The 26,233-nt window shown below is 56.9% G+C and carries 22 protein-coding genes; 19 read left to right on the top strand and 3 right to left on the bottom strand.

Features of this window, described 5'->3' with window-relative positions:
* Positions 1-34 precede the first annotated feature (34 nt).
* Positions 35-1,201 carry an amidohydrolase gene (locus NR177_RS15575; RefSeq protein ID WP_256853203.1) on the bottom strand — a complete coding sequence of 389 codons (1,167 nt, stop codon included), beginning with the start codon at positions 1,199-1,201 and terminating at the stop codon, positions 35-37.
* Positions 1,202-1,815: 614 nt separating this feature from the next.
* Between NR177_RS15575 and NR177_RS15570 the strand changes: the two genes are divergently transcribed.
* The 15 genes from NR177_RS15570 to NR177_RS15500 all read left to right on the top strand — a co-directional run bounded on the left by NR177_RS15570 (position 1,816) and on the right by NR177_RS15500 (position 17,474).
* Positions 1,816-2,817, top strand: a complete 1,002-nt coding sequence (locus NR177_RS15570) for an LLM class flavin-dependent oxidoreductase (protein ID WP_256853202.1) — start codon at positions 1,816-1,818, stop codon at positions 2,815-2,817.
* A gap of 26 nt (positions 2,818-2,843) precedes the next feature.
* Positions 2,844-3,998: an amidohydrolase gene (locus NR177_RS15565; RefSeq protein ID WP_063880918.1), complete on the top strand. Its 1,155-nt coding sequence runs from the start codon at positions 2,844-2,846 to the stop codon at positions 3,996-3,998.
* Positions 3,999-4,074: 76 nt separating this feature from the next.
* Positions 4,075-5,388 carry an LLM class flavin-dependent oxidoreductase gene (locus NR177_RS15560; RefSeq protein WP_256853201.1) on the top strand — a complete coding sequence of 438 codons (1,314 nt, stop codon included), beginning with the start codon at positions 4,075-4,077 and terminating at the stop codon, positions 5,386-5,388.
* Positions 5,389-5,399: 11 nt separating this feature from the next.
* Positions 5,400-6,338 carry an ABC transporter substrate-binding protein gene (locus tag NR177_RS15555; RefSeq protein ID WP_063880916.1) on the top strand — a complete coding sequence of 313 codons (939 nt, stop codon included), beginning with the start codon at positions 5,400-5,402 and terminating at the stop codon, positions 6,336-6,338.
* Between the two features lie 10 nt (positions 6,339-6,348).
* Positions 6,349-6,861 (top strand): GNAT family N-acetyltransferase, encoded by a 513-nt coding sequence (locus NR177_RS15550; protein ID WP_256853200.1) that lies wholly within the window; start codon positions 6,349-6,351, stop codon positions 6,859-6,861.
* A gap of 9 nt (positions 6,862-6,870) precedes the next feature.
* Positions 6,871-7,797 (top strand): amino acid ABC transporter permease, encoded by a 927-nt coding sequence (locus tag NR177_RS15545; protein WP_218995741.1) that lies wholly within the window; start codon positions 6,871-6,873, stop codon positions 7,795-7,797.
* On the top strand, positions 7,781-8,575 hold the full coding sequence (locus NR177_RS15540; protein ID WP_063880913.1) for an amino acid ABC transporter ATP-binding protein: 795 nt from the start codon (positions 7,781-7,783) through the stop codon (positions 8,573-8,575). The genes NR177_RS15545 and NR177_RS15540 overlap by 17 nt, the downstream gene beginning before the upstream one ends.
* A 9-nt stretch (positions 8,576-8,584) precedes the next feature.
* Positions 8,585-9,484: an ABC transporter substrate-binding protein gene (locus tag NR177_RS15535; RefSeq protein WP_096011854.1), complete on the top strand. Its 900-nt coding sequence runs from the start codon at positions 8,585-8,587 to the stop codon at positions 9,482-9,484.
* Positions 9,435-9,698 (top strand): hypothetical protein, encoded by a 264-nt coding sequence (locus tag NR177_RS15530; RefSeq protein ID WP_256853199.1) that lies wholly within the window; start codon positions 9,435-9,437, stop codon positions 9,696-9,698. The genes NR177_RS15535 and NR177_RS15530 overlap by 50 nt, the downstream gene beginning before the upstream one ends.
* A gap of 158 nt (positions 9,699-9,856) precedes the next feature.
* On the top strand, positions 9,857-10,459 hold the full coding sequence (locus NR177_RS15525; protein ID WP_063880910.1) for a cupin domain-containing protein: 603 nt from the start codon (positions 9,857-9,859) through the stop codon (positions 10,457-10,459).
* Positions 10,460-10,796: 337 nt separating this feature from the next.
* Positions 10,797-12,503: a lysophospholipid acyltransferase family protein gene (locus NR177_RS15520; protein ID WP_063880909.1), complete on the top strand. Its 1,707-nt coding sequence runs from the start codon at positions 10,797-10,799 to the stop codon at positions 12,501-12,503.
* Positions 12,504-12,577: 74 nt separating this feature from the next.
* On the top strand, positions 12,578-13,645 hold the full coding sequence (locus tag NR177_RS15515; protein ID WP_256853198.1) for an ABC transporter ATP-binding protein: 1,068 nt from the start codon (positions 12,578-12,580) through the stop codon (positions 13,643-13,645).
* A 15-nt stretch (positions 13,646-13,660) separates the two neighbouring features.
* Positions 13,661-14,653 carry an ABC transporter substrate-binding protein gene (locus tag NR177_RS15510; RefSeq protein ID WP_256853197.1) on the top strand — a complete coding sequence of 331 codons (993 nt, stop codon included), beginning with the start codon at positions 13,661-13,663 and terminating at the stop codon, positions 14,651-14,653.
* Between the two features lie 2 nt (positions 14,654-14,655).
* Positions 14,656-16,398 carry an iron ABC transporter permease gene (locus tag NR177_RS15505; RefSeq protein WP_256853196.1) on the top strand — a complete coding sequence of 581 codons (1,743 nt, stop codon included), beginning with the start codon at positions 14,656-14,658 and terminating at the stop codon, positions 16,396-16,398.
* Positions 16,386-17,474 (top strand): MBL fold metallo-hydrolase, encoded by a 1,089-nt coding sequence (locus tag NR177_RS15500; protein ID WP_256853195.1) that lies wholly within the window; start codon positions 16,386-16,388, stop codon positions 17,472-17,474. Before NR177_RS15505 ends, NR177_RS15500 begins: the two co-directional genes overlap by 13 nt.
* Positions 17,475-17,489: 15 nt before the next feature.
* Here NR177_RS15500 and NR177_RS15495 read toward each other — a convergent pair whose 3' ends face one another.
* Positions 17,490-18,554, bottom strand: a complete 1,065-nt coding sequence (locus NR177_RS15495; RefSeq protein ID WP_063880904.1) for a LacI family DNA-binding transcriptional regulator — start codon at positions 18,552-18,554, stop codon at positions 17,490-17,492.
* Positions 18,555-18,774: 220 nt separating this feature from the next.
* Between NR177_RS15495 and NR177_RS15490 the strand changes: the two genes are divergently transcribed.
* Positions 18,775-20,082 (top strand): MFS transporter, encoded by a 1,308-nt coding sequence (locus tag NR177_RS15490; protein WP_256853194.1) that lies wholly within the window; start codon positions 18,775-18,777, stop codon positions 20,080-20,082.
* A 10-nt stretch (positions 20,083-20,092) separates the two neighbouring features.
* A complete protein-coding gene (locus NR177_RS15485; RefSeq protein WP_172897908.1) occupies positions 20,093-22,456 on the top strand; it encodes a TIM-barrel domain-containing protein in 2,364 nt (787 codons plus the stop codon).
* A gap of 70 nt (positions 22,457-22,526) precedes the next feature.
* On the opposite strand, the gene ftnA is transcribed toward NR177_RS15485, so the two are convergent.
* Positions 22,527-23,033, bottom strand: a complete 507-nt coding sequence (ftnA, locus tag NR177_RS15480) for a non-heme ferritin (RefSeq protein WP_063880901.1) — start codon at positions 23,031-23,033, stop codon at positions 22,527-22,529.
* Positions 23,034-23,477: 444 nt separating this feature from the next.
* Between ftnA and NR177_RS15475 the strand changes: the two genes are divergently transcribed.
* Positions 23,478-24,077, top strand: a complete 600-nt coding sequence (locus NR177_RS15475) for a pentapeptide repeat-containing protein (RefSeq protein WP_256853193.1) — start codon at positions 23,478-23,480, stop codon at positions 24,075-24,077.
* A 355-nt stretch (positions 24,078-24,432) separates the two neighbouring features.
* On the top strand, positions 24,433-26,019 hold the full coding sequence (gene prfC / locus NR177_RS15470; RefSeq protein WP_063881256.1) for a peptide chain release factor 3: 1,587 nt from the start codon (positions 24,433-24,435) through the stop codon (positions 26,017-26,019).
* The last annotated feature ends 214 nt before the right edge of the window (positions 26,020-26,233 follow it).

Here is a 26,233-nt window from a genome sequence, read left to right as displayed (position 1 = left end):
AATCAAGGCGTTCAGACACAGATTAGGCCATTTTTTATATAACAGTTTCGCGTTTGCTGACCGACTGCGCCGCCACCCGCGCCAGGGCGCGCGGTACCAACTGTGTAAAATAGTCGACAGCGGGCCCCAGCATGGCTTCATCGGGATTAAACGCCGGATGATGCAGGCCATATTCGCTGGCACTGCCAATATTCACAAAGGCCCCCGGCACCTGTTGCAGATAAAAGGCAAAATCTTCACCGCCCATTAGCGGCGTAACGGCCTGTTCAGCGCGATAACCGCTTTGGACGGCCTGATCCAGGGCCATTTCTGCCCATTCTGGCGTGTTTATCAGGGCAGGCGGCCCCGCTATCCATTCCAGCCCGGCGCGAGCGCCAAAGCCCGATGCGATTCCCTGAATCAGCGCCGTCATACGTTCAGGGATTTGCTGACGCAGCGCAGCATGGTGGGTGCGGACCGTGCCTTCCAGTTCCACTTCCTGCGGAAGCACGTTCCAGGTATTACCCGCCGTGAAACGGGTGACGCTCAGCACGACCGTTTCCAGGGCGCTAAACACCCGCGCAGGTAACGTCTGTAATGCCGTCACCATGTGGCTGGCAATCACAATGGCATCAATACCTTCCTGAGGCCGGGCGGCATGTGCGCCCTTGCCGTGCACCCGAATAATAAAGCGGTCGACATTGGCGTAAAACGCGCCAGGCCGGGTTCGTAGCGTACCCAGTGGCAGATCCGGCGCGTTGTGCATACCAAATATGGCCTGCACGCCGTCCAGCGCACCTGCGGCAAGCAGCTGTCGGGCACCTTCAAACGTCTCTTCTGCGGGCTGAAAAAGAATACGTACCCGGCCCGGAAGCATGGCTTCACGCTGCTTAAGCTGATGGGCAACGCCGAGCATTACCGACGTATGAATATCGTGTCCGCAGGCGTGCATCACGCCGGGTTGTTGGGACATCCAGGCAGAATGCACGGCCTCGTCGACAGGCAGTGCATCAATATCGGCGCGCAGGGCAATAAGGGGGTCGCCCTGGCCGATTTCCGCGACCACGCCGGTCGTCAATGGCAAGGGCAGCAAACGAATATCGCCCTGCTGCAACCAGCGCGTAATACGTTCCGTGGTGGCAAACTCCTGATTTGAGCGTTCAGGATGTTGGTGCAGTTCACGACGCCACTGCACCAGTCGTTCCAGTAAAAATGAAGTCATGAGTCTCCTTGTTCAAACAGTCCAACGCAATCTCGGCTATTCCTGCTTAGCCGTTACAGGTTATTGGGTTGCCAGGGGTAATCGGGCAATTGCGTCAGGGCATGATCCTGGGTTGATAACACTGACACCGACGTCGAGTACGCATCATAATGATGATTTTCATTCTCTCTGCCTGAATAATCGCGGGTGGATAATTCTCTGTCAGACGCAGAGCAAGCACCTGCACGGGGCTTTTTAACGGGGCTATGCTGGCAAGTCGTCTCGCTGTTATGCGTGAACAGTATTTGTAATAAGCTACTGACTTTTAACATACTTTATCCCTCTCTCTCACCTGTTTGACCCGATGGATCATCATCGGGCAATACCGTGAGTCGATAAAGTAAGGAATTAATCAAAGCTTAGCGAAAATTAGCAAATACAGCATGGTTAAACGCGGAATTAATATCGATTCTGGCGGGTTTGGCAGGAAGGTAATAAATAATGTCATCGCGGAATGCGTTTATTCATTTAATTCTATTGCCACTTTTTAACTTCATATTGTCATATTTATTGTTTTACGAAATATACCCGCATCGCCACACTGAGCCTTAACGGAAATGAGTGAGGACAGGTGAATGGCATATCAATTAAGTCTGTTAGATAAATCGCCCGTGGCAGAAGGTGAAACACCGGCGGCGGCGCTTCAGCGCACGTTGCAGCTGGCGAAACAGGCTGAGAAATGGGGCTATCACCGTTTTTGGCTGGCGGAACATCACAATATTGAACAGCTGGCGAGCCCGTCACCTGAAGTTTTAATCGCCTGGCTTGTGGCGCAAACCCAGCATATTCGTATTGGCTCTGGCGGGGTGATGTTGCAGCACTACAGCCCCTATAAAGTGGCGGAAAATTTTAATTTGCTGGCGTCGCTGGCACCGGGGCGGATCGATCTGGGCATCGGTAAAGCGCCTGGCGGCCTGCCGCTTTCAACCCGGGCGCTACAGCTTGGGGTGCATCAGGATGAAAAGGGCAGTTTTGCCGAGCAGCTTCAGCAACTGGACAGCTGGCTGCAACCTGAGGTGGAACGGCACGACGACGACGAAAGGCTACGGGCTACGCCCTTGCCCGCGCGTCCGGCGCAGCGGTTTCTGTTGGGGGGGAGCGAGCAGAGCGCCCAGCTGGCGGCGCAGTTGGGCTGGCAGTTTGTATTTGCCGCGCACATCAATGGCGATCGCCAGCGTCTTGAGCGATCCCTGCAGGCCTATTCACGACAGACACAGGGTAAACGGGCGCTGTTAGCAGTGCAGGTCGTGGTCGCTGATTCGCCAGCGCAGGCCGATTTGCTGGTTGCCGATCTCAAACATTTCCACGTGCAGGTGAAAGGTGGCCCGGGCGTCAACGTCGCCAGCCTGGAACAGGCGGAACGCTATGTTCGTCAGGGTGGCTTTACCGATTATTTGATTGAGCCGCGCACGCCATCCCTGCTGAAAGGCACCGCGTCCCAGGTTCATGCCCAGCTCGACGCGCTACAGCATAACTTCGGCATTGATGAGTTTGTTATCGACACGCCGATTGCCGATGCCCGCGCGCGTTACCGATCGCTGGAGTTACTGGCAACCCATCAGTGGGTCGCCGCCTGAGCATGATGTGTTAGCCGAGGTACACCATGAGTCTGAACGAAGCACAGTTAATTGCGTGGCGACGCGAGCTGCATACCTGGCCCGAACTCTCTGGCCAGGAGTTTGCCACCACCGCACGGTTGCGCCAGTGGCTCCAGAACGCCGGTATCCGCTTGCTCGACTACCCGCTTGAAACCGGCGTGGTCGCGGAAATCGGCAACGGTGAAAACCTGATTGCGTTGCGTGCCGATATTGATGCGCTGCCGATCCATGAGGCCAGCGGCGTCAGTTTCCACTCTCGCCAGCCAGGCGTGATGCACGCCTGTGGTCACGATCTGCACAGTGCCGTGATGCTGGGCGCGGCCCTTGAACTGCAGGCACAGCAGCAGCAACTGCGCGGTCGGGTACGCATCTTATTTCAGCCCGCCGAAGAGATTGCACGCGGTGCCAGACAGTTTATCCAGGCCGGCGTACTGGATCAGGTACAGGCTATTTTTGGCATGCATAACGAACCCGGCCTGCCGAGCGGGACCTTTGCCACGCGTGACGGGGCGTTTTATGCCAACGCCGACAAGTTTGTTATCCACGTGACAGGTAAGGGCGCGCACGCGGCGCATCCAGAGCAGGGCGTGGATGCCATCGTGGTCGCCAGCCAGATTATTCAGGCTCTTCAGACGCTGACCAGTCGCAGCTTTAACACGCTCGACAGCCTGGTGCTCAGTATCACCCGCATTGACGGCGGCAAAACCTGGAATGTGCTGCCGGGAACGGTGGAGTTTGGCGGCACCGCCCGTACTCACGATCTGCACCTGCGCGCCGAACTGGAAAAACGCGTACGCACGCTGGTGGAGAACATCGCGCAGGCCAATGGTGCGCAGGCCAGCCTGAGCTGGCACGCCGGACCGCCCGTGCTGATCAATGACGCGCGCTGGGCGCAGTTCAGCAGTGAGGTGGCTCGCCAGGTGGGCTATCGGGTACAGACTGCTGATTTACATCTGGGGGGCGAGGATTTTGCCTTCTACCTGCAGCAGGTACCGGGCGCGTTTGTCAGCATTGGCAGCGCCAGCGACTTTGGCCTGCATCATGCCGGTTTTACGCCCGACGAATCCTCGATAGCGCCCGCCGCCCACTACTTTGCACAGCTCGCCCGGCAGGCGTTGCACCATCTTCACGACCGATGTCGTGAACCCGCCCTGAATTAAGTTCAACTTTCTGACTTGCCTGAGCGGCTGTCCCGGACAACCGCCTGGCATCCTGACGCATAAAAGAGAGCACATCATGACCACAAGACAGCTTCGACTGGGTACCATTTTGCATGGCGCGTCCGGAAATATGTCGGCCTGGCGCCACCCGGCCGCCCAGGCGGACGCCAGCATCAGCTTTGACTACGCGAAAAAAATCGCGCGGAAAGCCGAGGAGGGCAAACTGGATTTTCTGTTTGTCGCCGACGGCTTATATATTAATGAAAAATCGATCCCCCACTTTCTGAACCGGTTTGAACCCTTAACGCTGCTGTCGGCGCTGGCCGGTGTCACCGAACATTTAGGGCTGGTGGGCACGGTCTCGACCTCCTACAGCGAACCCTTCACCGTGGCACGACAGTTTGCCAGTCTGGATCACCTGAGCGGAGGACGTGCCGGCTGGAACGTAGTGACCTCACCGCTGGAAGGATCGGCAAAGAATTTCTCACGGCAGCAGCATCCTGAACATGCACTGCGTTATCGCATTGCGGATGAGTACCTTGAGGTGGTGAAAGGATTATGGGATTCCTGGGAACAGGACGCGTTTGTCCGCAATAAAGACAGCGGCCAGTTTTTTGACCCCGCTAAGCTGCACACCCTTAACCATCACGGCGACTTCTTCCAGGTGCAGGGACCGCTCAATATTTCACGCACGCCACAGGGCCGACCGATCATTTTTCAGGCGGGCGCCTCTGACGACGGTAAAAAGCTGGCAGCCCGTCATGCCGATGCCATCTTTACGCATCAGCCGACGCGCGAGGAAGCCCAGGCATTTTATCGTGACGTCAAAGCGCTACAGGTGAAAAATGGCCGTCAGCCGCAGGATCTGCATATTTTCCAGGGCGTGAGCGTCATCGTTGGCAACGATGCTGAGGACGTGGAGCAGCAATATCAAACCACCGCCGCGCTGGTTTCCATTCACGATGCGCTCAACTATCTTGGCCGCTTCTTCGACCATCACGACTTTTCACAGTACCCGCTCGATGCGCCTTTCCCCGATATTGGCGACATCGGTCAGAACAGTTTCCGCAGTACCACCGACGAGATTAAACACAAAGCGCGTGAGCAGGGTCATTCACTGCGCCAGGCGGCACTGGAAGCGGCAACGCCGCGTCCGCTGTTTCATGGCACGCCCGAGCAGGTCGCCGACGGTCTGCAACTGTGGTTTGAGAGCGAGGCCGCAGACGGTTTCATTATCAATGGCGGTACGCCAGACACCTTTGAGCGTTTTGTTGACCAGGTGGTGCCTGTGCTACAGGCGCGCGGTTTAGCGCGCCGTCACTATCCGGGCTCCACGCTGCGTGACAGCTTTGCCCTGTCGCAGCCGGTTAATCAATTCACATCACAATAAGAGCCTTTGCTATGCAGAAAAATATGCTTATCGCCTTGCTGATGCTGACCGCCAGCGGTAGCAGCCTTGCGGAAGGAACCCGTGTTGCCGTGAATGGTCAGCGCGTCAGTCTTGAGGCCAATAAAACCCCCATCCACACCGTTAAAAATGCGCAAGCCGTGGCGCAACTGCCTGCCCACTATCGCTTCGCCGTACCGGGCGCGTTTACCGTGGCGGTGGCGGCCCTGAACTCGCCGCCGCTGACCGTTTTCTCTGATGACAATAAAACGTTGTTGGGCAGCGAAGTCGATATTGCCCGGCTGGTGGCGGACAGCCTGGGGCTGAAACTTAACGTCGTGCCGGCCTCCTGGGAAGACTGGCCGCTTGGTGTGGCATCGGGGAAATATGATGCCGCCATCACCAACATCACCGTGACGAAGGCGCGCAAAGAGAAGTTCGATTTCGCCACCTACCGAAAAGATTCTCTGGGGTTTTACGTGAAAACCAGCAGCCCCATCCAGTCGCTGACCAAAGCCGAAGATATCGCCGGGCTGCGCATCATTGTCGGTTCCGGGACCAACCAGGAGGCCATTTTACTGGCCTGGGATAAAGAAAATCAGGCCAAAGGCCGTAAGCCGTTTACGCCGATTTATACCAAAGATGACGCCGCCCAAACGCTGGCGCTGCAGGCGGGACGTGCGGATGCCTATTTTGGTCCAAACGTGATTGGGGCCTGGAAGGCGTCACTGAACGGTAAAACCCGCCTGGTCGGCAGTGTGGATGGCGGCTGGCCTAACGCCGCGCACATCGCCGTCACGGTCAAAAAAGGCAGCGGATTAGCGGAACCCATCAGCACGGCTCTGAATGGCGTCATGCAAAATGGTGACTACCAGAAGGTGCTGGATCGCTGGGGAGAAGGCGTTGAACGCATCGATCATTCCGAGATTAATCCACCGGGTCTGGGTGACTGAGGAGCGCACAATGAGTGAACTGCAATTTCGCGAGCTGTCACCGGATGCGCCTGAACTGGTGCCGATCCTGACGGGTTTGTTCGGTGAGTATGCGGCCCGCTATGGCGATTATTTTAGCCGCCACCAGGAACAGGAGCTGGCCGAATGGTATCTGCCCCCGCAAGGCTTATTTATTGTGCTGGAGCGTGACGACGAGATTATTGCCATGGGCGCGTACAAACCTTATGACGCACAAACCGCCGAACTAAAACGGATCTGGACGCGTGGCGACTTGCGCCGCCAGGGATTAGCGCTGGTGGTGCTGAAAGAGCTGGAGCGGCGAGCAAAACGGGCGGGTTATCAGCGTCTGTTTTTGACCACCGGCTTTCGCCAGCCCGAGGCCGTGCGCCTGTATATCGGTCACGGTTATCAGCCGCAGTTCGACCTGAATGGCGATCTGGAACGTTTTGGCCAGCCGCCACACGATGGTCGCCTGCGTTTTATCAAAATTATCGATGTGCACAGCGTTGCGCAGGCAAGCTAAGGATCGCTCATGAGTCATCATCAACAGTTACAGGTGGTGCCCGCCCGCTATCCAGCCCGAACGCTGGGTGCCGTGGTGGCGCTGTTTATTCTGGCAGGCGTTGTACAGTCGGTGGCGTTTAATCCCCGCTGGGAATGGGGCGTGTTTGCCCGCTGGTTCTTCGACCCGGTGATCTTGCATGGCCTGGGGCAGACACTGCTGTTGACCCTGCTGGGCACGGTGTTCAGCCTGCTGTTAGGCGGTTTGCTGGCGCTGGCGCGGCTCTCCTCTTCCTGGCTGTTAAGCAGTCTGGCATGGGGATACATCTGGCTGTTTCGATCGCTGCCGTTGATTGTCGTGCTGATCATTCTCTACAACTTCTCCTATCTCTACGACACGTTGTCCGTTGGGGTGCCATTTACCCACCTGTCATGGGGCCACTTTCAGACGATTAACGTGCTGGGGCAGTTTCCCGCAGCGGTGATTGGTCTGACGCTGGTTCAGGCGGCGTACAGTGCCGAGATCATTCGCGGCGGCTTTTTGGGCGTCGATCACGGTCAGGTGGAGGCGGCCTCTGCCCTGGGGCTGTCGGCCTCGCGGCGTACTTTTCGCATCATTTTGCCCCAGGCCTTACGCGCCATTATTCCGACCGCCTTTAACGAAATTATCAGTCTCGCGAAGGGCACGGCGATGGTCTATGTGCTGGCGATGCCGGAGCTGTTTTACACCATTCAGATGATTTACAACCGCAATCAGGAAGTGATCCCCTTACTGATGGTCGGCGCAGCCTGGTATCTGATTATCACCACCGTTCTGTCAGTGATTCAGCACAGCGTTGAACGCTGGCTGGCTCGCAGCGTCAGCCGTGAACCGCAACCGTCGCGCTGGCGACAATGGCGCACGCGCGTCGCACCGCTTAATTCTGTTGAGGAGATCAGCCATGTCCGAAGCCATTGATTACCGTTTGTCCCCTGCGCAGGGGGCCATTAGCATGACCGGCGTCAGCAAACGTTTCGGCAAGCTCAAGGCGCTGGACGATGTCTCACTGGCGCTGGAGCCGGGTTCCGTCACGGTAATTCTTGGCCCCTCCGGGTCAGGAAAATCGACCCTGCTGCGGACCATTAACCATCTGGAGCGGGTAGACGAAGGATTTATCCAGATTGACGGGGAGTACATTGGCTATCAGCGCCGGGGTGACCGGTTGTATGAACTGAAGGAGCGGGCGATTCTGCGTCAGCGCATTAACGTTGGCTATGTCTTTCAGAACTTCAACCTGTTTCCCCATCTCACGGTGCTGGAAAATTTAATCGAAGCGCCCATCGCCCATCGACAGCTCTCAAAGCGCGAGGCGATAACCCGGGCGGGCGAGCTCCTGGATATTGTGGGCCTGCGCCATAAAGCCGATGCCTGGCCTCGTCATCTGTCTGGCGGTCAGCAGCAGCGCATAGCGATTGCCCGGGCCTTGATGCTGCAACCGCGTGTCATGCTGTTCGATGAGCCGACGTCAGCGCTGGACCCCGAACTGGTGGGGGAGGTGCTGGACGTGATTAAAAAGCTCGCCCGGTCAGGTACGACGCTGGTGATCGTCACGCATGAAGTGGGCTTTGCCCGGGAGGTGGCTGACAACGTGGTGTTCATGGTGGACGGTAAAATTGTGGAGCAGGGCAGCAGTACGCAAGTGTTAAACCATCCACGTCATGAGAGAACGCGCCGCTTTCTGGCTCGCGTATTATAAGGGGCCGAGATGAAATATGCGTATCTGACGCTGTTGGCGATGCTGGTGAGCGGCGCGGTGTTTGCCGGGGAAAAACGGGATGCCGCCAACAATGAACAGCCGATTCATGCGCCGGTGAATCCCGACGCGGTAAAAAAAATCCCGGCGGATTTTCATTTTGTTGAGCCGGGCACCTTAACCGTGGCGACCTCTGCCACCAATTCGCCCCCGCTGGCGCTGCTGGCGTCGGATAACCTGACCCGCATTGGCAGCGATCCTGACATTGCCCGCCTGCTGGCGGACAGTCTGGGGCTGAAACTTAAGCTGGTGCCCGCGTCCTGGGAGGACTGGCCGCTGGGGATTCGCGCCGGACGCTACGACGTGGCCATGTTTAACATTGCGGTCACCGAAGAGCGGAAAAAGAAGTTTGATTTTGCGACCTATCGCGCCGATAACCACGCCTTTGTCGTCAAAGCGGACAGTCCTGTCAGCACGATCAACTCACCGGCAGACGTGGCGGGCAAGCGCATCATCGTGGCATCAGGCACCAATCAGGAGCGCATTTTACTCAGTTGGGACGCGCAGAACCGGGCCAAAGGGTTGCCGCCTGTCCAACCCATCTACCTGACGGATGATGCCTCGGCGACGCTCTCTCTGCTCTCCGGGCGGGCCGATGCGCTGTTTGGCCCGCATTCTACGGCGGCATGGAAAGTGGCGTCGCGCGGGCAAACGAAAATAGTCGGCGAGGGACCGTTCCGCGCCTGGGTGGCGGTGACCACCAAAAAGGGCAACGGCTTGGCAGCGGCGCTGCAAACCGCGCTGGATGGCACCATTGCCGGCGGGCAGTATCAGCAGGTTCTCCAGCGTTGGGGCGAAGAGGATGAAGCGGTCGCCCATTCCACCGTCAATCCACCCGGCATTGTTTACTGAGTCAGGCGAGCCTGAAAATGGCGTCAGCCACAGGCCATCACCGCGCATCGACCCGCCAGCCCTGGCGGGTTTTTTTGTCGCCGCGAAACAGATTGATGCCTTGTCATCGGCCCGTCATTTTCTGGGGTTATTAGCCTTAATCTTCACTTTGACGGATGCGCAGCGACTGCCGGTTCAGCGTGCAACCACGGGCGTTGTCTCTTTTACAGATTAATCCTACCACGTAAAAGAGACTTACTTACTTAGGGTGAAATTGTTAACAACTAATTTGACTTTGGTTAGCGAGTTAGGGTGGTTGTGTAAATTGTGATGCATAGCGCACATTACAAACCCTGCGACCTTTGTCACACTAAAGAAAAAAGGAGACATTGTATGACTGCCCAAACTTCCAGTCTGATGTTGCTGATGTCTTTCGCAGCAGGAACATTTTCAGCCGGGGCATCAGATAACCCTCAGCATTTGATGTTCGCCAGTCCGTCTGGCGGCGTGCCGAATAATCCGTTACCGCTCATTATCTGGCCGCGCGTGGTGCCAGAGGATGAAGAGTATATCGCCGCCTGGTTCGAGCAGACGTTTGAAAAAAATGGCTGGCCACCTGACTGGCGCGATCAGCTGTTCCCTTACATGCATTACCATCCCAACACGCATGAGCTCCTCGGCGTGGCTGAAGGCTGGGCGGAAGTGCTGTTTGGTGGCGACAGTGGTCGTATGATTACTCTGCGGGCAGGCGATGCCGTGCTGATCCCGGCCGGTGTCGGACATCGACAGGTGTCTGCCAGCGAAGATTTCCTGGCGGTGGGTGCCTATCCGGAAGGCCTGAAGCCTGAAATCCTGCGCGATGAAATTGCCCATTTGAAGCTGTCGCAGGAAAAAGTAAAAACAGTAGCGCTGCCGAAACGGGACCCGTTCACCGGTAAAGCGGGCGCGATGACCGAGATCTGGCTCCCGGTTGCGACCATGATGCACAACCAGTAACGCGACACGGGACCGGCTGCTCAGGATTAATGACAGTGCCGCTGCCGACAAACCGGCAGCGGAAACCGGTTCCGCCTTTTCTTGTCAAGCGGTGGCGAACGGGTACGAATGCCGTTATCGCCAGCAGTATTAAGATTTTTCATGTCCCGACACCGTATCACCCCGGTGAAATATCCTGCCTTATCCCTCTGTTTTTTATGGCTAAAAACCTGATGCGGCACCCATGTGTCGCTGACTGCGCCAACATATTTGTCTCTCGACCACTCGTTATTCATAAAAGTGCAAACAATGCGACTTACTTTCGCTGTATCTCCGGGACAGGCACGAAAGGTTAACTATGTTTTCAGTCGATCAGGTTATTGAGCGTTTCTGGCCCAACCAGCATCCCGCCAACTGGCAGAAACGGATTCTGAAGTGGATCTTACGTGAAGATGAATTCCAGCGATTTGCCGCGCGCTATCCTCACCTGAAAGGCCTGGATATGGTCGAGCAGGTGCTGGAGCACCTCGATGTACGTTGCGAGCTTAGCGAACGCGATCTGGAGCAGATCCCCCCACGTGGGCCGGTGGTCATCGTGGCCAACCATCCACTGGGAACCATTGACGGCATGGCGTTACTGCATGCGATATCACAGGTGCGTCCCGACGTGAAAATTGTGGCGAACCGGTTGATTATGCTGCTGGAACCGCTCAACAGCCTGATGTTGCCCGTCGACAATATAGGGAATCGTACCAGCCGCCAGCAGTTGCAGAGCATGCAGCAGCATCTTAGCAATCAGGGCGTGCTGATTATCTTCCCGGCGGGTGAAGTGTCCCGTCTTAGCAGTGCGGGCGTGCGTGACCGTGAATGGCATCACAGCTTCCTGCGTCTTGCGGCGAAAGCGCGGGCACCGCTGGTGCCGGTGCACGTTGAGGGCCGAAACAGCTGGCTGTTCTATGCTACCGCCAAAGTCGCACCGCCTGTGGCAATGTTAATGCTGGTGCGGGAAATGTTTAAACAGCGCGGAATGCGCATCAAACTGCGTATCGGTGCACAGATTCCGTTTGCGCACTGGCACGACGGCCATACGCCAGGCAAAGAGCTGGCAAAGCGCGTGCGTAAACATGTCTATCGTCTGGGGCAGGGAAAAAAGGGCCTTTTTCAGACTGAATCCGCCATTGCGCTGGCGGAAGATCGTGCCGACCTGAAAAAAGCGCTGCTGCAAAGCGAACTGTTGGGGAATACCCCGGATGGCAAACAGATCTATCTGTGGCGACGTAACGGGGCCACTTCGGTGCCGATACTGCGTGAGCTGGGCCGACTGCGGGAGATTGCCTTTCGTGCCGTGGGCGAGGGCAGCGGCCGCCGACGTGATTTAGACAGCTACGATGATGACTACTATCACCTGATCCTGTGGGACGATGCAGAGCTGGAAATCGTCGGTGCCTACCGGTTTATTCCCGGTGGCGAACAATTGGAACGCCGCGGCATGGAAGGACTCTACAGCCACAGCCTGTTTCATTACGACGAACGCATGATCCCTATCCTGCGTCAGGGCATTGAGCTGGGACGTAGCTTTATCCAGCCTGCTTACTGGGGCAAACGCGGGCTGGATTATCTCTGGCTGGGCATCGGAGCCTACGTCGCCAGATACCCTGAGGTGCGCTATCTGTTCGGACCGGTCTCTATCTCTGGCACCATGCCGCTGGCGGCACGTGATTTGCTGGTGGCGTTCTACCGCATCTATTTTCCGACGGACTTCCCCCTGGCCACGTCGCGCTGTCCTTATCCGGCCTCGCTGCCTGACGTGCTGGCCCAGTTCAGCGGCAATGATTACAAAGAGGATCTCCAGCGCCTGAAGCAGTTGCTCAGCAACCTCGGCGTGGCAATCCCGACGCTCTACAAACAGTATTGCGAAGTGTACGAACCCGGCGGCGTGCAGTTTATTGATTTTGGCAGCGACCCCGACTTCAACAACTGTATTGACGGGCTGGTTCTGGCGGATCTCACCAAAATTAAGCCGTCGCGCTATGAGCGCTACGTGGCGGTCCATCTGCCGAAGTAGCCTGCTGTCACGGTGTTGTCATCAATGTGTCGTAACGTTTTGCATAGAACGTTTATGGCACAGGCGACGTAATCATGGCCGCAATTTCACTCTCCGGGCTGCATAAAGCCTTCGCGGCGCAGCCGGTCCTTAACGCGGTATCGCTGGAGATCCAGCAGGGTGAATTTATCGCCGTGCTGGGTCCCTCCGGCTGCGGCAAGACAACCTTACTCCGCTTGATCGCCGGATTCGAAACTCTGGATCGCGGTGAGATCTGGGTAGGCGACACCTTGTTTGCCACTCAGGGTTTTCATCTTCCCCCCGAAAGTCGCGATCTTGGCGTGGTATTTCAAAATTACGCGCTCTGGCCGCACATGACGGTAGCCGAAAACGTGGGCTACAGCCTGAAAGTCAACGGCGTGAACCGTACAGAGCGGGCAGATCGTATCCGGCAAGCCCTGACGCTGGTCGATCTGCTGCCCTTTGCCGATCGTCGCCCGGCCGATCTGTCCGGCGGCCAACGTCAGCGCGTGGCGCTGGCCCGCTGCCTGGTGGCAAAGCCCAGGCTGGTCCTGCTTGATGAACCTCTGGCTAACCTTGACGTGCATTTGCGTAGCGCGATGGAAGAGGAGTTTCGCCGCTTTCATCGTCACAGCGGGGCAACGCTGGTCTACATCACTCACGATCAGCGCGAAGCGATGGCGCTGGCCGATCGCGTTGTGGTGCTGAATGCGGGGCAGGTCATGCAGTTTGCTTCGCCCCAAACGCTGTGGCGCGAGCCCGCCAACGAGAGGGTCGCCACCTTCATTGATGAGGGACGGGTTCTGCCGGTACAGGATATTGAACCGGTGGGACAGGGGCAGGCATCGGTCATGCTGTTCGGCGCACGACTGCTGCTGCGCTGTTCAGCGCAGCAGGCAACGTTACCCCACGGCAAAGCCAGCTTTCATCGTGCCAGTTTCCGCCTGATGCCTGTTAATCGCGGTCAGTTTAACGCGCAGGTTGAACGCATTATCTACCGTGGCGGTCATTACGATATTCACCTGTGCCCGCTGGCGCAGCCGGATGTCTCTTTCACCCTGGCCCTTGATGATGTTTCTGCGCTTGCGGTGAACGACACCGTAAGTATTGCTGTTAATGACGGCTGGATTCTTCCCGCATAAAGGACTTCAGACAATATGAAAAAGGTCATTCTTACCTCGCTACTGTTCACGGCTGTGCTGACAGGTTCAACGCTGGCGCAGGCGGCTGACAAGCCCAGCGGCAAGCTGGTGGTGTACACCTCGCAGGCACCGGAAATTGCGCAGCAAACCATGGATGCGTTCAAAGCCGCTTATCCCGCGATTCAGGTGGAATGGACGCGCAACGGCACCACGCAGTTAATGAATGTCCTGCACACGGAAATGATGAGCGGCAAGGTCAAGCCTGACGTGCTGCTGGTGGCGGATGCCATCAACCTCGGCGCGCTGAAGAAAGAGAAGCAGCTGTATGCGTATCAGGATGCGCCTGTAGATCACCTGAAGCCTGCGTTTTATGACCGTGATAAAACCTTTTTTGGTACCAAAATCATCGCCACCGTGATTGCCTATAACACACAACGTGCCAAACCGGTCAACAGCTGGAAAGCGTTGCTCAATGCTGATAACAAAGGGCAAATAGCCGTACCCAGCCCGCTTTACTCCGGGGCGGCCCTGTATAAACTGCACACCGATATTACGACGCCGGACATCGGCTGGAACTTCTATAAGCAGCTGGCGGCGCTGGGTATTGCGCCGCAGGGCGGCAACGGACCGGCTTTAAAAGCCGTGGCCAGCGGGATGGATAAATATGGCGTGATTACCGATGCTGACATCATCCGGGCCAAAAAACAGGGTTCGCCCATCGACCTGGTTTATCCCGAAGAAGGGGTTTCTTACGTCACCGAACCGGTTGCCATTATGAAATCGGTACATAACCTGCCTGCCGCCAAAGCCTTTGTGGACTTTTTACTCTCCGAACAGGGGCAGAAACTGGTGGTGCAGCAGGGTAACCGGCCGGTCGATGACCGCGTTGCCGCGCCTGAAGGATTTGTCCCTGTCGACCAGATCAAACTCCTGACGCCGGACGTTGAGAAGGCGGTCGCGGACGATGCGCAGGTGCGGGAGCAGTTTACCGCGCTGTTTAGTGGCTGAACATGAGCGTGCTGAGTAACGACTGTCGGCCCCGCCGTTTGCAGCCCGCGCGCTGGCGTTTCCGCGCCGAGCCGTGGGTGCTGGGGGTGCTGATGCTGACGATCGGACTGCTCTCTGTCGCGCCCTTTGGGCGGCTGATCTGGACAGCGGTGGCGCCGCAGGGCGTGCCGGATCTGGCCCGGCTGACGCAGTTGCTGGTCAGCCGTCGGGTGCTCAGCGCCACGCTAAATACGTTAAGCGTCGGGCTGAGCGCCACGCTGCTGTCGCTGCTGCTCGGCACATTCGCCGCCTGGCTGGTCGCGCTGAGCGATATGCGCGCCAAAGCGGCCTGGGTCTTTGCGTTTATCTTACCGTTAATGATTCCGCCGCAGGTGACGGCGCTCGCCTGGCTCCAGGCACTGGCACCGGGTAGCCTGCTGGCATCGCTGTTTCAGCGGCTGGATTTACCCTGGTTTGCGCCGGGTGAGCAGCCGCTCTGTTCGTGGGGCGGAATCGTGCTGCTGCTGGGTTTGCACAATGCGCCGCTGGTGTTTCTGACGGTGCGAGCCGGCCTTCGGCGTTTACCCGCCGAACTGGTGGAGGCGGCGCAGATCAGCGGTGCATCGCACGGGCAAATTCTGCGCACCATCATTCTGCCGCTGGCGCGCCCCGCCATTTTCGCCGGGGCGGCGCTGGCATTTGTGGCGGCCGTCGGTAATTTTGGTATTCAGGCGATGCTGGGCATTCCGGCGCGTTTACCGACCTTAATTACCCTGGTCTATCAACAGCTCAACGCCATCGGCCCCAGCGCGTTGCCGGATACCGCCGTCTATTCCTTGCTGATTGCGCTGATCACGCTGACCGGCATGATGCTAAGCGCCTGGCTGGGCGGTCGGCAGGATGTCCGGGTCAGTGGCTCGCCGCGCCCGTTCCATCAACCGCTAAAAGGCGCTCGCTTGCCCATGGAAGTCATGGCCTGGCTGTGGATGGCCGCCACGCTCATCATGCCCGTCAGCGCGCTGCTGACCACGGCGCTGACGCGGGGTTTTGGTCAGGCCTTAACGTGGCAAACCCTGACGCTGGAGAACATTTACCAGGCGCTGTGGGGCTATCCTGCAATCCGTCATGCTTTCGCGACCAGCCTGTGGCTGACCTCCCTGGCGACGCTGATCCTGACCGCCATGGCGCTGTTTCTGGCTTTTTTCCTGAGCTGGCAGCGCACCCGGCTGGTTCGCGGCCTGTGGTTTGCCAGTGAACTGACGTACGCACTGCCCGGCATTGTGACAGGCGTGGCGGCCATACTGTTCTTTCTGCCGCCGCTTCCGCTGCTGGAGGTGTCGATTTACGGCACGGTCTGGATCATTCTTGCTGCCTATCTGTCCAACTTTCTGGCTTTAGTCTTGCGGCCCACGCTGGCAGGCTTCGCACAAATTGAGCCGTCGCTGGATGAAGCCGCCCGCCTGTGCGGGGCCGGCTTTATGCGTCGCATGCGCGATATTTTACTGCCGCTGGCGGCACCGTCGGCGCTGGCGGGAAGCCTGTTGGTGTTTCTGACCGCGCTAAATGAAATTCAGGTATCGGTGCTGCTGGTGACGTCTGACACACAAACCCTGGGGCCTACCATCATCTTTCTCGATGAAGGCGGTTCCGCCCCGCTGGCTGCCGCCGTGGGATGCCTGATGATTCTGGTTGTTCTGACCTTGATGCTGCTGGCAACGCGTCTGACGCGCCGCCTGCCGCAGGGAGTATTGCCATGGCAAGCCTGACGGTGGTGAGCGGCGTGGGCGGTAAATTGCCCGCCGCTTTCCTGCTTGAGATCCAAGGATATCGCCTGTTGTGGGACCTGGGCGCAGGGCCTGAACCGGGCGTAAAGCCGGATCTGACTAAGACAGGCCAGGTTGATGCGATTTGTCTTACCCACTCCCACGGCGACCATGCCGGTGCGCTCGACAGCTGGCAACAGCTGGGATCGCCGCCGGTTTATGCCACGGAGCTGACCTGGCAGCAGTTGGCCGCTTGCCCGGTGCCCGCCCGCTGGCGGCATTCTCTGCCGTTGCACGGGCAGTGCGCGATGGGGCCGCTTAACCTGTTTACCGGCCGGAGCGGCCACTCGCCCGGCTCCGTCTGGTTTCATCTGCCGGTCGCGGGCGGGATTACCTATATGGGAGACTGGAGCTGTGAGTCGCTGCTGCTGCCTTTTGACCGGCCGCCACGGGCGCGCTGGCTGATTACCGATGCATCCTACGGCGACCGCAATCAGCGTCTGAATCAGCAGGTTGATGCCCTGGTGCAGGCAGCCCGAAAAGGCGCGGTGGTCACGGCGCCGTTGCATGGCAGAGGCCCGGAGATGGCATTACGGCTGCGTAGCCAGGGTTTATCTGTCGTGCTTTGCCCGCAGGTGCGTGAGGAAGTGTCACAGCTGCTGGCGCAAAATACATTACCTGCCGCTACCGCGCTGGCGTTACTGCCGCTACTGCGCGAGCCGACGCCAACGCAATGGCGGCCTGACAGCATTATTGTCGCAGCCGATGCGGTGGCAGACAGTGGCCTGGCTGCCACGCTGAGCCAGCGACCCGAATTCAGTCTGATTTTTAGTAGCCATGTGGCGCGCGGCACGCGGGCCTTCGAGATGCTGCAAAACGGGTTGGCGCAGTGGCTACCCTGGAATGTTCACCCACCGCTGGACGATCAACTGGCGCTGATCCAACACAGCGGGGCGGAACAGGTGATCCCCGCTTTTGTCGATCCGGCGTTGTGTCAGCAGTTAATCGCCCGAACGCCCGCGACGCTGAACTGGCAGCGTCATTTCACGCTGTCATCCCGCTGGGAAAGCTTTGCCTGAGCGCGCGATGCCTCCTCAGCTGTAAAGCCCGTGTTGCTGCACCGAGGCATGGCCCGGATTATCCCGGATGCGGCGGACAGAGTCGCGTACCACCAGCTTGCCGTTCAGCAGCAGATTGCCGGGTGGCAGGTCCGGGTCTAAACGCAGGGCCTGAAGGACTTTGACCGCGGCTTCTCCCAGCTCATCCCGTGGCACCTGCACCGAGGTTAACGGAATCTCCTGGACGGTCGCCAGATTAAAACCATCCATGCTCATGACGGACACATCCTGCGGCACCCGCAGGCCGGCCTGTTGTAACGCCTGCACGGTTCCCGCCGCAATATAATCCCCACTTGCCAGAATCGCCGTGGGCCGCTGTGCCTGAGGACAATGACGCAGATATTCACCCAGACAGGCGCTGGCTTCGCTGCTGCTAAAGCTGTTGAGCGTAATCAGGTGCTGACGGCTGTCGAAGCGCAGATTCATGGCATGCCAGGCATCGCGCACTCCCTGCAGCCGCTGTTCCATGGTGTAACGTCGCAGGCAGTGCAGCGACAGAATTTGCCGGTGACCCTGTTCAAACAAATAGCGCGCCGAAAACTCGCCAATGAGCTGATGATCGGGCGATACCGAGGGCAGCCGCATTCGGCGATCGCGGGCATTGATCAGCACGCAGGGCTTATTCATTTCGGCTGCCAACTGATGGATGTGCTCGTCGTCGATACCGATTAACAGCGCCGCCTCCGTCTGCTGCATCTTGTCGATAAACAGGGCGGCATCGCTTTCCACCTCTTCCAGCGGGCAGTAGCGCAGCCGGACATCGTGCGGTTTGACGGCCTCGCTGATGCCCTGGATCACCTTGTAATAAAAGATATCCGTGCGGATATCAAACGCGCGCGGCGGTGCAAACACCATCAGATCATTAAGCAGCAGCCGCCCATGATGAAGGTTGTCTAGTACGCCTTGCTGTTGGGCAATGCGCAGGACTTTATCGCGCGTGGCGGTACGGATATTGGCTTTCCCGGCCAGGACGCGAGAAACCGTGCTGACTGACACGCCGCTCAGGGCGGCAATCTCGCTCACTTTTAAGCTTTGTTTCATTCTGTGATCGCCCTCAAATCTGCAAATGAAAAAATTTTCATAACGTGCTGAATCGTGTCCCTACTGGTCTGAGAGGGGTTTTTTGTTATTTCCAGATAGTGTCATGAAAAGAGTTGCAAAAAATGGGCTGTACCCACGTTTTGCGCTTTTTTAAGGTCGGATCAGACAAAAAGGTTTGCTTCGCGGCAACGCGGTTATTACTGGCTACAGGAGTTTCATCATGAGTCTCGACTCGACCACCCGCACCAGCGCGTCGCGCACGGTACGGGTTATTAAAAATCTGCGCTGGTGGATGCTGGGGATGTTCCTGCTGGGCGTGACGGTGAACTACATCACCCGTAACTCCCTGGGCATTTTGGCCCCCGAACTGAAAAACACCCTGAATATGACTACGGAGCAATATTCCTGGGTGGTAGCCGCCTTTCAGCTGGCCTATACGCTGTTTCAGCCTCTTTGCGGTTGGTTAATCGATATTATCGGCCTGAAGATGGGCTTTTTAATCTGCGCCGTTATCTGGTCCATTACCTGTCTGCTGCACGCCGGAGCCGGAAGCTGGCTGCATCTGGCGCTGCTGCGCTTTGTGATGGGGGCATCCGAGGCCGCAGCCACGCCTGCGAATGCCAAAGCCATTGGGGAATGGTTTCCGAAAAAGGAACGACCGGTAGCAGCAGGCTGGGCTGGCGTGGGTTTCTCCATTGGCGCGATGCTGGCGCCGCCCATTATTTATGTCGCGCATATCTCGTTTGGCTGGCAGGGCGCATTTCTGCTGACCGGCGGGCTGGGCCTGATCTGGGTCGCGCTCTGGTGGTGGGGTTATCACTCGCCTGAAAGCCATCCGCGTCTGTCGGAGGAAGAACGGGCGTTTATCACCCAGGACAAAGAAGTCATCGGCGAAAAGCTGCCGTTTTTCACCGCCATGAAAGAGATTGGTAAAGAGAAGAAATTTTACGGTATTGCCATTCCGGCCTTTCTGGCTGAACCCGCCTGGGCGGTACTGAGCTTCTGGGTGCCGCTCTACCTGGCCAATGAACGCGGCATGGATCTGAAACAGATCGTGATGTTTGCCTGGCTGCCCTTCCTGGCTGCGGATCTGGGCAGCATCGCCAGCGGTTATCTGACCAAACTCTATGTGCGTTGGTTTGGCTGCTCCCGCGTCAACTCTATCGTTGCCAGTTCTGTGACCGGGGCTGCCCTGATGATCTCTCTGGCACTAATGACGCTGGTTAAAGATCCCTATCTGGCCATCGCCCTGATCTCCATCGGCGGGTTCGGTCACCAGGTGATCTCCTGCATGTTGAGTGCGCTGGTGGTCGAGCGTTTTGATCGCCGCCAGATGGCAACGGTTAACGGGATGCGCGGCTCCTGTGCCTGGATCGCCAGCTTTATTTTCTCGCTGATTATCGGCGTCACGGCCGACACCATTGGCTTTAATCCCCTGTTTATTGCCATGGGCTTTTTTGACCTGATTGGCGCGGTTTTCCTGGTGATGTTTATCGCCGAACGCCGCCAACGTACTGCTAAAAATTGAGGGTAACCTGATGAAAACGCTTAAGACATGGACGCTTCATCACCAGGCGGCGAATTTCGTCGAACTGAAAGTCGAGCAACGTCACTTTTTACGTATTTACGTATTAGAAAATGGCCTGATGCGCGTGCTGCTGAAACGCGATGGAGAGCTGGCGCTCAACCGCACCTGGAGCATTGCTCCCCAGGAGGATGTGCCATGGGAGGGACGCGATCGCGAGTCGTTAGAAGGCTTTACGCTGCCCGCCTTTACCGTTGAGCAGGAGGCGCAGCAAATCCGTCTGGCCACTGACCGGCTGCGCGTCACCGTGCATTATCCGTTGTGCCTCAGCTGGGAACATTTTGACGGCACTGGCTGGCAACCGCTGGCGGTCGATCGCCATACCGGGGCTTACCTGCTGAACATGCATGGCGATGGTGTGGAACATTATCAGCGCCGCCAGCCGCAGGATCGGGTTTACGGCCTGGGTGAAAAAAGTGGCGACCTCAACCGGGTTAACCGTCGTTATGAGATGCGTAACCTGGACGCCATGGGCTATAACGCGGCCAGTACCGATCCGCTCTACAAGCATATTCCCTTCACGCTGACCCAGCGTGACGGCGTCAGCTTTGGCCTGTTTTACGATAACCTCAGCAGCAGCTGGCTGGATCTGGGCAATGAGTTAGATAATTACCATTTGCCTTATCGTCGCTACCGTGCGGAGGCGGGCGATCTGGATTACTACATGATGCTGGGTCCGACGCTGCTGGATGTCACCAAGGCCTTTGTTCGCCTTACCGGTCGTACCCTGTTTCAGCCGAAGTGGAGCCTGGGCTATAGCGGTTCCACTATGCACTACACGGATGCGCCTGATGCGCAGCAGCAACTCCTGTCCTTTATCCAGCTGTGCCGCGAGCATGAAATTCCCTGCGATTCGTTTCAGCTGTCGTCGGGTTACACCTCCATTAACAATAAGCGCTACGTGTTTAACTGGAACTACGACAAGGTGCCGAACCCGGAGGGGATGAGCGCTTCTTTCCATCAGGCCGGGATGAAGCTGGCAGCCAATATCAAGCCTTGTCTGCTGCAGGATCATCCACGTTACAAAGAAGTGGCGGACCAGGGACTGTTTATCCGCGATTCGGAACATGATCGACCTGAACGCTCGGTGTTCTGGGATGACGAAGGCTCGCATCTGGATTTTACCCATCCACAAACCGTGGCGTGGTGGCAGCAAAACGTCACTGAGCAGTTGCTGAAAAAAGGCATCGATTCTACCTGGAACGACAATAACGAATATGAAGTCTGGGACGGCGAAGCGCGCTGCTATGGCTTTGGTCAGCCCATCGCCATCAAGCATATTCGTCCGGTGATGCCGCTACTGATGATGCGGGCCTCGATGGAAGCTCAGCAGCGCTTTGCCCCAGAGAAGCGGCCGTATCTGATCTCGCGTTCTGGCTGTGCAGGGATGCAGCGCTATGTGCAGACCTGGAGCGGGGACAACCGGACAAACTGGCAAACCCTGCGCTACAACATCCGCATGGGATTAGGGATGAGCCTGTCAGGCCTGTTTAACGTGGGGCACGATGTGGGCGGCTTTGCCGGGGATAAACCCGATCCGGAGCTGTTTGTACGCTGGGTGCAGAATGGCGTGATGCATCCACGGTTTACCATTCACTCCTGGAATGACGATCATACGGTGAACGAGCCATGGATGTATCCGGAAGCCACACCGATGATCCGCGAGGCGATCCGCCTGCGTTATCGTCTGATGCCTTATCTGTATACGCTTGCCTGGCAGGCCAGCGAGCAGGATGAACCCATGCTGCGGCCGACCTTCCTCGATCATGAGGACGATCCCCGTACGTACGACGAGTGCGATGATTTTATGCTGGGGCGCGATCTGCTGGTGGCCAGCGTGGTGGAGCAGGGCGCACGCCAGCGCCAGGTTTATCTGCCGGAAAATACCCACGGCTGGTATGACTGGCACACCGGCAACTGGCTGGCGGGCGGACAAACCGTGACGCTGGATGCGCCGCTGGATCGGTTGCCGTTGCTGGTCCGAGCCGGGGCCGCTATCCCTCTGGGACAGTGCGAAACCACCACCGATGCGCAACGTGATAACGTGCGTGAGCTGCAGATTTGGCCTGTGCCGGGCGATGCCACTACCCAGGGTGAGGTGTTCGATGACGACGGCGAAACCCACGGTTGGCAGAAAGGCAATGCGTTATGGTTGAACTGGTCTTTAACCAGTAGCGCGTCACGGCTGGATCTGACCATTGAAAAGCGCGGCGATTATCTGCCGGCGTGGCGTGAGATAGCGATTATGTTGCCGCCGGGTGAGCAGCGTTCGCTGTGGATCAACGGTGAAAGGACGTCATGTTATCGGCTGGCGTAAGCGATAGCGCATCAGGCTGTCGTCATCCGCAATATTGATAACCGGCCCACCTGCGTGGGCCGGTTTATGTTCAGGCTGAGTGGTTTTCGGTGCTCATGCGTCCAAGGTCTTTATCGACTAGGAACAGACCGTTACCGCTGTCGCCCACCATCGCCAGTTTATCCAGCACGGTTTTAAACAGTTTCTCTTCTTCATGCTGTTCTGCAACATACCACTGCAGGAAGTTAAAGGTTGAATAGTCCTGCGTCGTCATGGCAGAGTGCGCCAGTTCGTTGATTTTGCTGGTGATCAGCTTTTCGTGATCCAGCGCCTGAATCAACACTTCGTTCAGCGAATTGTAAGCAACGGGCGGTGCAGCAATGCTGCCCAGCACCGGCATACCACCTGTATCACTCAGATAGTCGAACAGGCGCTGCATGTGTTGCATCTCTTCACGCGAATGCATTTTCAGGAAGGACGCTGCGCCCTCGTAGCCTTTATCGCTGCACCACGCACTCATTTGTAAATAGAGATTGGCGGAGAAGAATTCCAGGTTCAGCTGGTCGTTTAAACGTCCAGTCATTTCAGCAGTCAGCATGGCCGCGTCCTTTTGATTGTCATTAAATTAGTGGTGAATTATGCAACAGTCTGGTAACGAATGGGAAGCCTTTTGTTGAAAAAGTTGCAATTTATCTGATTGATTTAAAAAGAATTATTTCAACTGTTGAATGCGAGCGATTATCATTGTGGTCTGCTTTTCGCACGGTCAATTCGCTCCCCGAATGTTAACCAGGCGAGGCGTGCGCCGATCCTCAGCGATGTTGCGGACGGCTGAGGCGCAGTCTGTATGCGGCCTGGGGAGGCGACAGAGGAAAATCAGGTACGCGATCGGACCGCGCGTTTTTTTGCCCGCCACGCTGAACAGACATGTTCGATGACGGTTCATGAGGCAAAATGTGAAGGGTGATCGTCAGAAGGTTCCGTCGCGAAAAAATCGCATAAGCTTTTGGTAAAATGCCACCGTTAACCGATAAGGGTGAATATGCAACGTATCGACAGTCACGCTGAATTTTATGATACCCATTTTTCAAAAGAGGATTTCACCGGTCTGACCATCGCTGAAACCCATTTTGAAGACTGCGACTTTAGTAACGTCAACTTCACCTCTGCGCAGTTTACCGCCTGTAAGTTCATTAACTGTACTTTCAGGCACTGTAATCTGAGCCTGTTGGATGCGCCGAATACCCGCTTTTATGGCCTGCAGTTCACGGAGTGCAAGCTGACCGGCATCGACTGGACAAAAGCCTACTGGCCTGATTTTCATCTGGATCATGAGCTGTATTTTGTGAGCTGCATGCTGACCAGCGCATCCTTTTATGGCCTTAAGCTTCAGGGGCTAAAAATGGAGGCGTGCAGAGTGGCGGAGGTTGACTTCAGAGAGTGCGATCTGACTGGCGCAACGTTCAGCGGATCGGAGCTGACAGGCAGCTTATTCAATCACACGCTGTTGCGGGGCGCCGATTTTACCGACGCATGGAATTACAGCATTGATGTCTTAAACAATACGGTCACTAAAGCCAAATTTTCGCGCCTTGAGGCGGTGTCTCTGCTGGAAAGCTTAGGGATTGAATTGGTGGATTAACCGGTACCGGGCCGCAGTGACGTGGGGGTTTTCACTTTCACAGCCACGGCTGGCGGCGGGATGACTGTGCCGCGCGCACTGACCGCCGCATCTGTGCTAAGCCTTGCTGGGCGGAGTTTCAGGCCGACGTGACTTTCTCTTCGGTACGCTGTAGGCCATTAGCACAAAATATTGTATGCTATGCCGCCTTAAAGTTGACCAGGTAACCGGAAGCACGCCAATGTAACTTTGCGCTCACCCCGCGACGACATAAAGTCGCATTTGGCACCGTTTACCTGCCGGTAAGGTTCTGCCGGCCACCGTGATTTATCTGCTGCGCCTGTTAGTGCGTGGCTACGTTGAGAAGAATTTACTCATGTCTAATCCCTTTTTAGAAGAGGTGGCACGCCGCCGCACCTTCGCAATTATCTCGCACCCGGATGCCGGTAAAACCACCATTACCGAAAAAGTCCTGCTGTTCGGACAGGCGATTCAGACCGCCGGAACGGTAAAAGGCCGTGGCTCTAACCAGCATGCTAAGTCTGACTGGATGGAGATGGAAAAGCAGCGTGGTATTTCGATTACGACGTCGGTTATGCAGTTTCCCTATCGTGACAGCCTGGTAAATCTGCTGGATACGCCGGGGCACGAAGACTTTTCTGAAGATACCTACCGTACGCTGACTGCCGTTGACTGCTGTCTGATGGTGATCGATGCGGCAAAAGGCGTTGAAGATCGTACCCGCAAGCTGATGGAAGTCACCCGCCTGCGTGATACGCCCATCCTCACCTTTATGAACAAACTCGACCGTGACATCCGCGATCCGATGGAAGTGCTGGATGAAGTGGAAAGCGAGTTAAAAATTGCCTGTGCGCCCATCACCTGGCCGATAGGCTGCGGTAAGTTGTTTAAAGGGGTTTATCACCTTTATAAAGATGAAACCTATCTCTATCAGACTGGTAAAGGGCACACCATTCAGGAAGTCCGCACCGTCAAAGGCCTGGATAACCCGGAACTCGACGCGGCGGTAGGCGAAGAGCTGGCCGCTCAGTTGCGTGATGAGCTGGAGCTGGTGCAGGGTGCTTCAAACGAATTTGATGAAGAGGCATTTCTTAGCGGTCAGCTCTCTCCGGTGTTCTTTGGAACCGCGTTGGGTAACTTCGGCGTAGATCATATGCTGGATGGCCTGGTGGCGTGGGCGCCACGTCCCATGCCGCGCGATACCGATACCCGCAAGGTTGAAGCCAAAGAAGAGAAATTCACCGGCTTCGTGTTTAAGATTCAGGCCAACATGGACCCTAAACACCGTGACCGGGTGGCGTTTATGCGCGTGGTTTCCGGCCGCTATGAAAAAGGCATGAAGCTGCGCCAGGTGCGCACCGGCAAAGACGTGGTGATTTCTGATGCCCTGACCTTTATGGCAGGCGACCGTTCGCATGTGGAAGAAGCCTATCCGGGCGATATCATCGGCCTGCACAACCACGGCACCATTCAGATTGGCGACACCTTTACTCAGGGTGAGAACATGAAGTTCACCGGGATTCCGAACTTCGCCCCAGAACTGTTCCGCCGTATCCGCCTGCGCGATCCGTTGAAGCAAAAGCAGCTGCTGAAAGGGCTGGTACAGCTGTCGGAAGAGGGCGCGGTGCAGGTGTTCCGCCCGGTGCATAACAATGACCTGATTGTGGGCGCCGTGGGTGTACTGCAGTTTGACGTGGTCGTTGCGCGTCTGAAAAGCGAGTACAACGTTGAAGCCATCTATGAGGCGATTAACGTCTCTACGGCGCGTTGGGTCGAGTGCAGTGACGCCAAAAAATTTGAAGATTTCCAGCGTAAAAACGAGGTTAACCTCGCGCTGGATGGCGGTGATAACCTGACCTATATCGCGCCGACGATGGTGAATCTGAACATTACGCAGGAACGCTATCCTGATGTGACGTTCCGCAAAACCCGCGAGCATTAATCCGCGCCTGCAGGGCCATTCCAGCGCGGGATGGCCCTGTTTTAACAGATACAGAACCCTCCTAAAACACGCTTTTTCCTCGCTTTTGACGCACGATCAACCAGTTACCCAAGCAAATCTCTAAATCCCGACTATGATTACTTCATCGGACGGTTAAAGAGACTTATTTCTCCCTGCGTCCAGTGCCGCAGCAGCACTGTTTGCTGCTCTTGCG

The organism is Pantoea sp. Fr+CA_20, from assembly GCF_024520835.1.
Lineage (GTDB): Bacteria > Pseudomonadota > Gammaproteobacteria > Enterobacterales > Enterobacteriaceae > Pantoea > Pantoea allii.
The sequence above is the reverse complement of the archived record's forward strand: the minus strand, read 5'-3'. Positions and strand labels throughout refer to the sequence as shown.

Coding starts and splice junctions, on each gene's coding strand:
- NR177_RS15575 (WP_256853203.1), bottom strand. CDS start 1,201: ATGACTTCATTTTTACTGGAACGACTGGTGCAGTGGCGTCGTGAACTG.
- NR177_RS15490 (WP_256853194.1), top strand. CDS start 18,775: ATGAGTCTCGACTCGACCACCCGCACCAGCGCGTCGCGCACGGTACGG.
- NR177_RS15510 (WP_256853197.1), top strand. CDS start 13,661: ATGAAAAAGGTCATTCTTACCTCGCTACTGTTCACGGCTGTGCTGACA.
- NR177_RS15505 (WP_256853196.1), top strand. CDS start 14,656: ATGAGCGTGCTGAGTAACGACTGTCGGCCCCGCCGTTTGCAGCCCGCG.
- NR177_RS15570 (WP_256853202.1), top strand. CDS start 1,816: ATGGCATATCAATTAAGTCTGTTAGATAAATCGCCCGTGGCAGAAGGT.
- NR177_RS15560 (WP_256853201.1), top strand. CDS start 4,075: ATGACCACAAGACAGCTTCGACTGGGTACCATTTTGCATGGCGCGTCC.
- NR177_RS15530 (WP_256853199.1), top strand. CDS start 9,435: ATGAAGCGGTCGCCCATTCCACCGTCAATCCACCCGGCATTGTTTACT.
- NR177_RS15555 (WP_063880916.1), top strand. CDS start 5,400: ATGCAGAAAAATATGCTTATCGCCTTGCTGATGCTGACCGCCAGCGGT.
- NR177_RS15525 (WP_063880910.1), top strand. CDS start 9,857: ATGACTGCCCAAACTTCCAGTCTGATGTTGCTGATGTCTTTCGCAGCA.
- ftnA (WP_063880901.1), bottom strand. CDS start 23,033: ATGCTGACTGCTGAAATGACTGGACGTTTAAACGACCAGCTGAACCTG.
- NR177_RS15475 (WP_256853193.1), top strand. CDS start 23,478: ATGCAACGTATCGACAGTCACGCTGAATTTTATGATACCCATTTTTCA.
- NR177_RS15495 (WP_063880904.1), bottom strand. CDS start 18,554: ATGAAACAAAGCTTAAAAGTGAGCGAGATTGCCGCCCTGAGCGGCGTG.
- NR177_RS15565 (WP_063880918.1), top strand. CDS start 2,844: ATGAGTCTGAACGAAGCACAGTTAATTGCGTGGCGACGCGAGCTGCAT.
- NR177_RS15545 (WP_218995741.1), top strand. CDS start 6,871: ATGAGTCATCATCAACAGTTACAGGTGGTGCCCGCCCGCTATCCAGCC.
- NR177_RS15535 (WP_096011854.1), top strand. CDS start 8,585: ATGAAATATGCGTATCTGACGCTGTTGGCGATGCTGGTGAGCGGCGCG.
- NR177_RS15500 (WP_256853195.1), top strand. CDS start 16,386: ATGGCAAGCCTGACGGTGGTGAGCGGCGTGGGCGGTAAATTGCCCGCC.
- NR177_RS15485 (WP_172897908.1), top strand. CDS start 20,093: ATGAAAACGCTTAAGACATGGACGCTTCATCACCAGGCGGCGAATTTC.
- prfC (WP_063881256.1), top strand. CDS start 24,433: ATGTCTAATCCCTTTTTAGAAGAGGTGGCACGCCGCCGCACCTTCGCA.
- NR177_RS15540 (WP_063880913.1), top strand. CDS start 7,781: ATGTCCGAAGCCATTGATTACCGTTTGTCCCCTGCGCAGGGGGCCATT.
- NR177_RS15550 (WP_256853200.1), top strand. CDS start 6,349: ATGAGTGAACTGCAATTTCGCGAGCTGTCACCGGATGCGCCTGAACTG.
- NR177_RS15520 (WP_063880909.1), top strand. CDS start 10,797: ATGTTTTCAGTCGATCAGGTTATTGAGCGTTTCTGGCCCAACCAGCAT.
- NR177_RS15515 (WP_256853198.1), top strand. CDS start 12,578: ATGGCCGCAATTTCACTCTCCGGGCTGCATAAAGCCTTCGCGGCGCAG.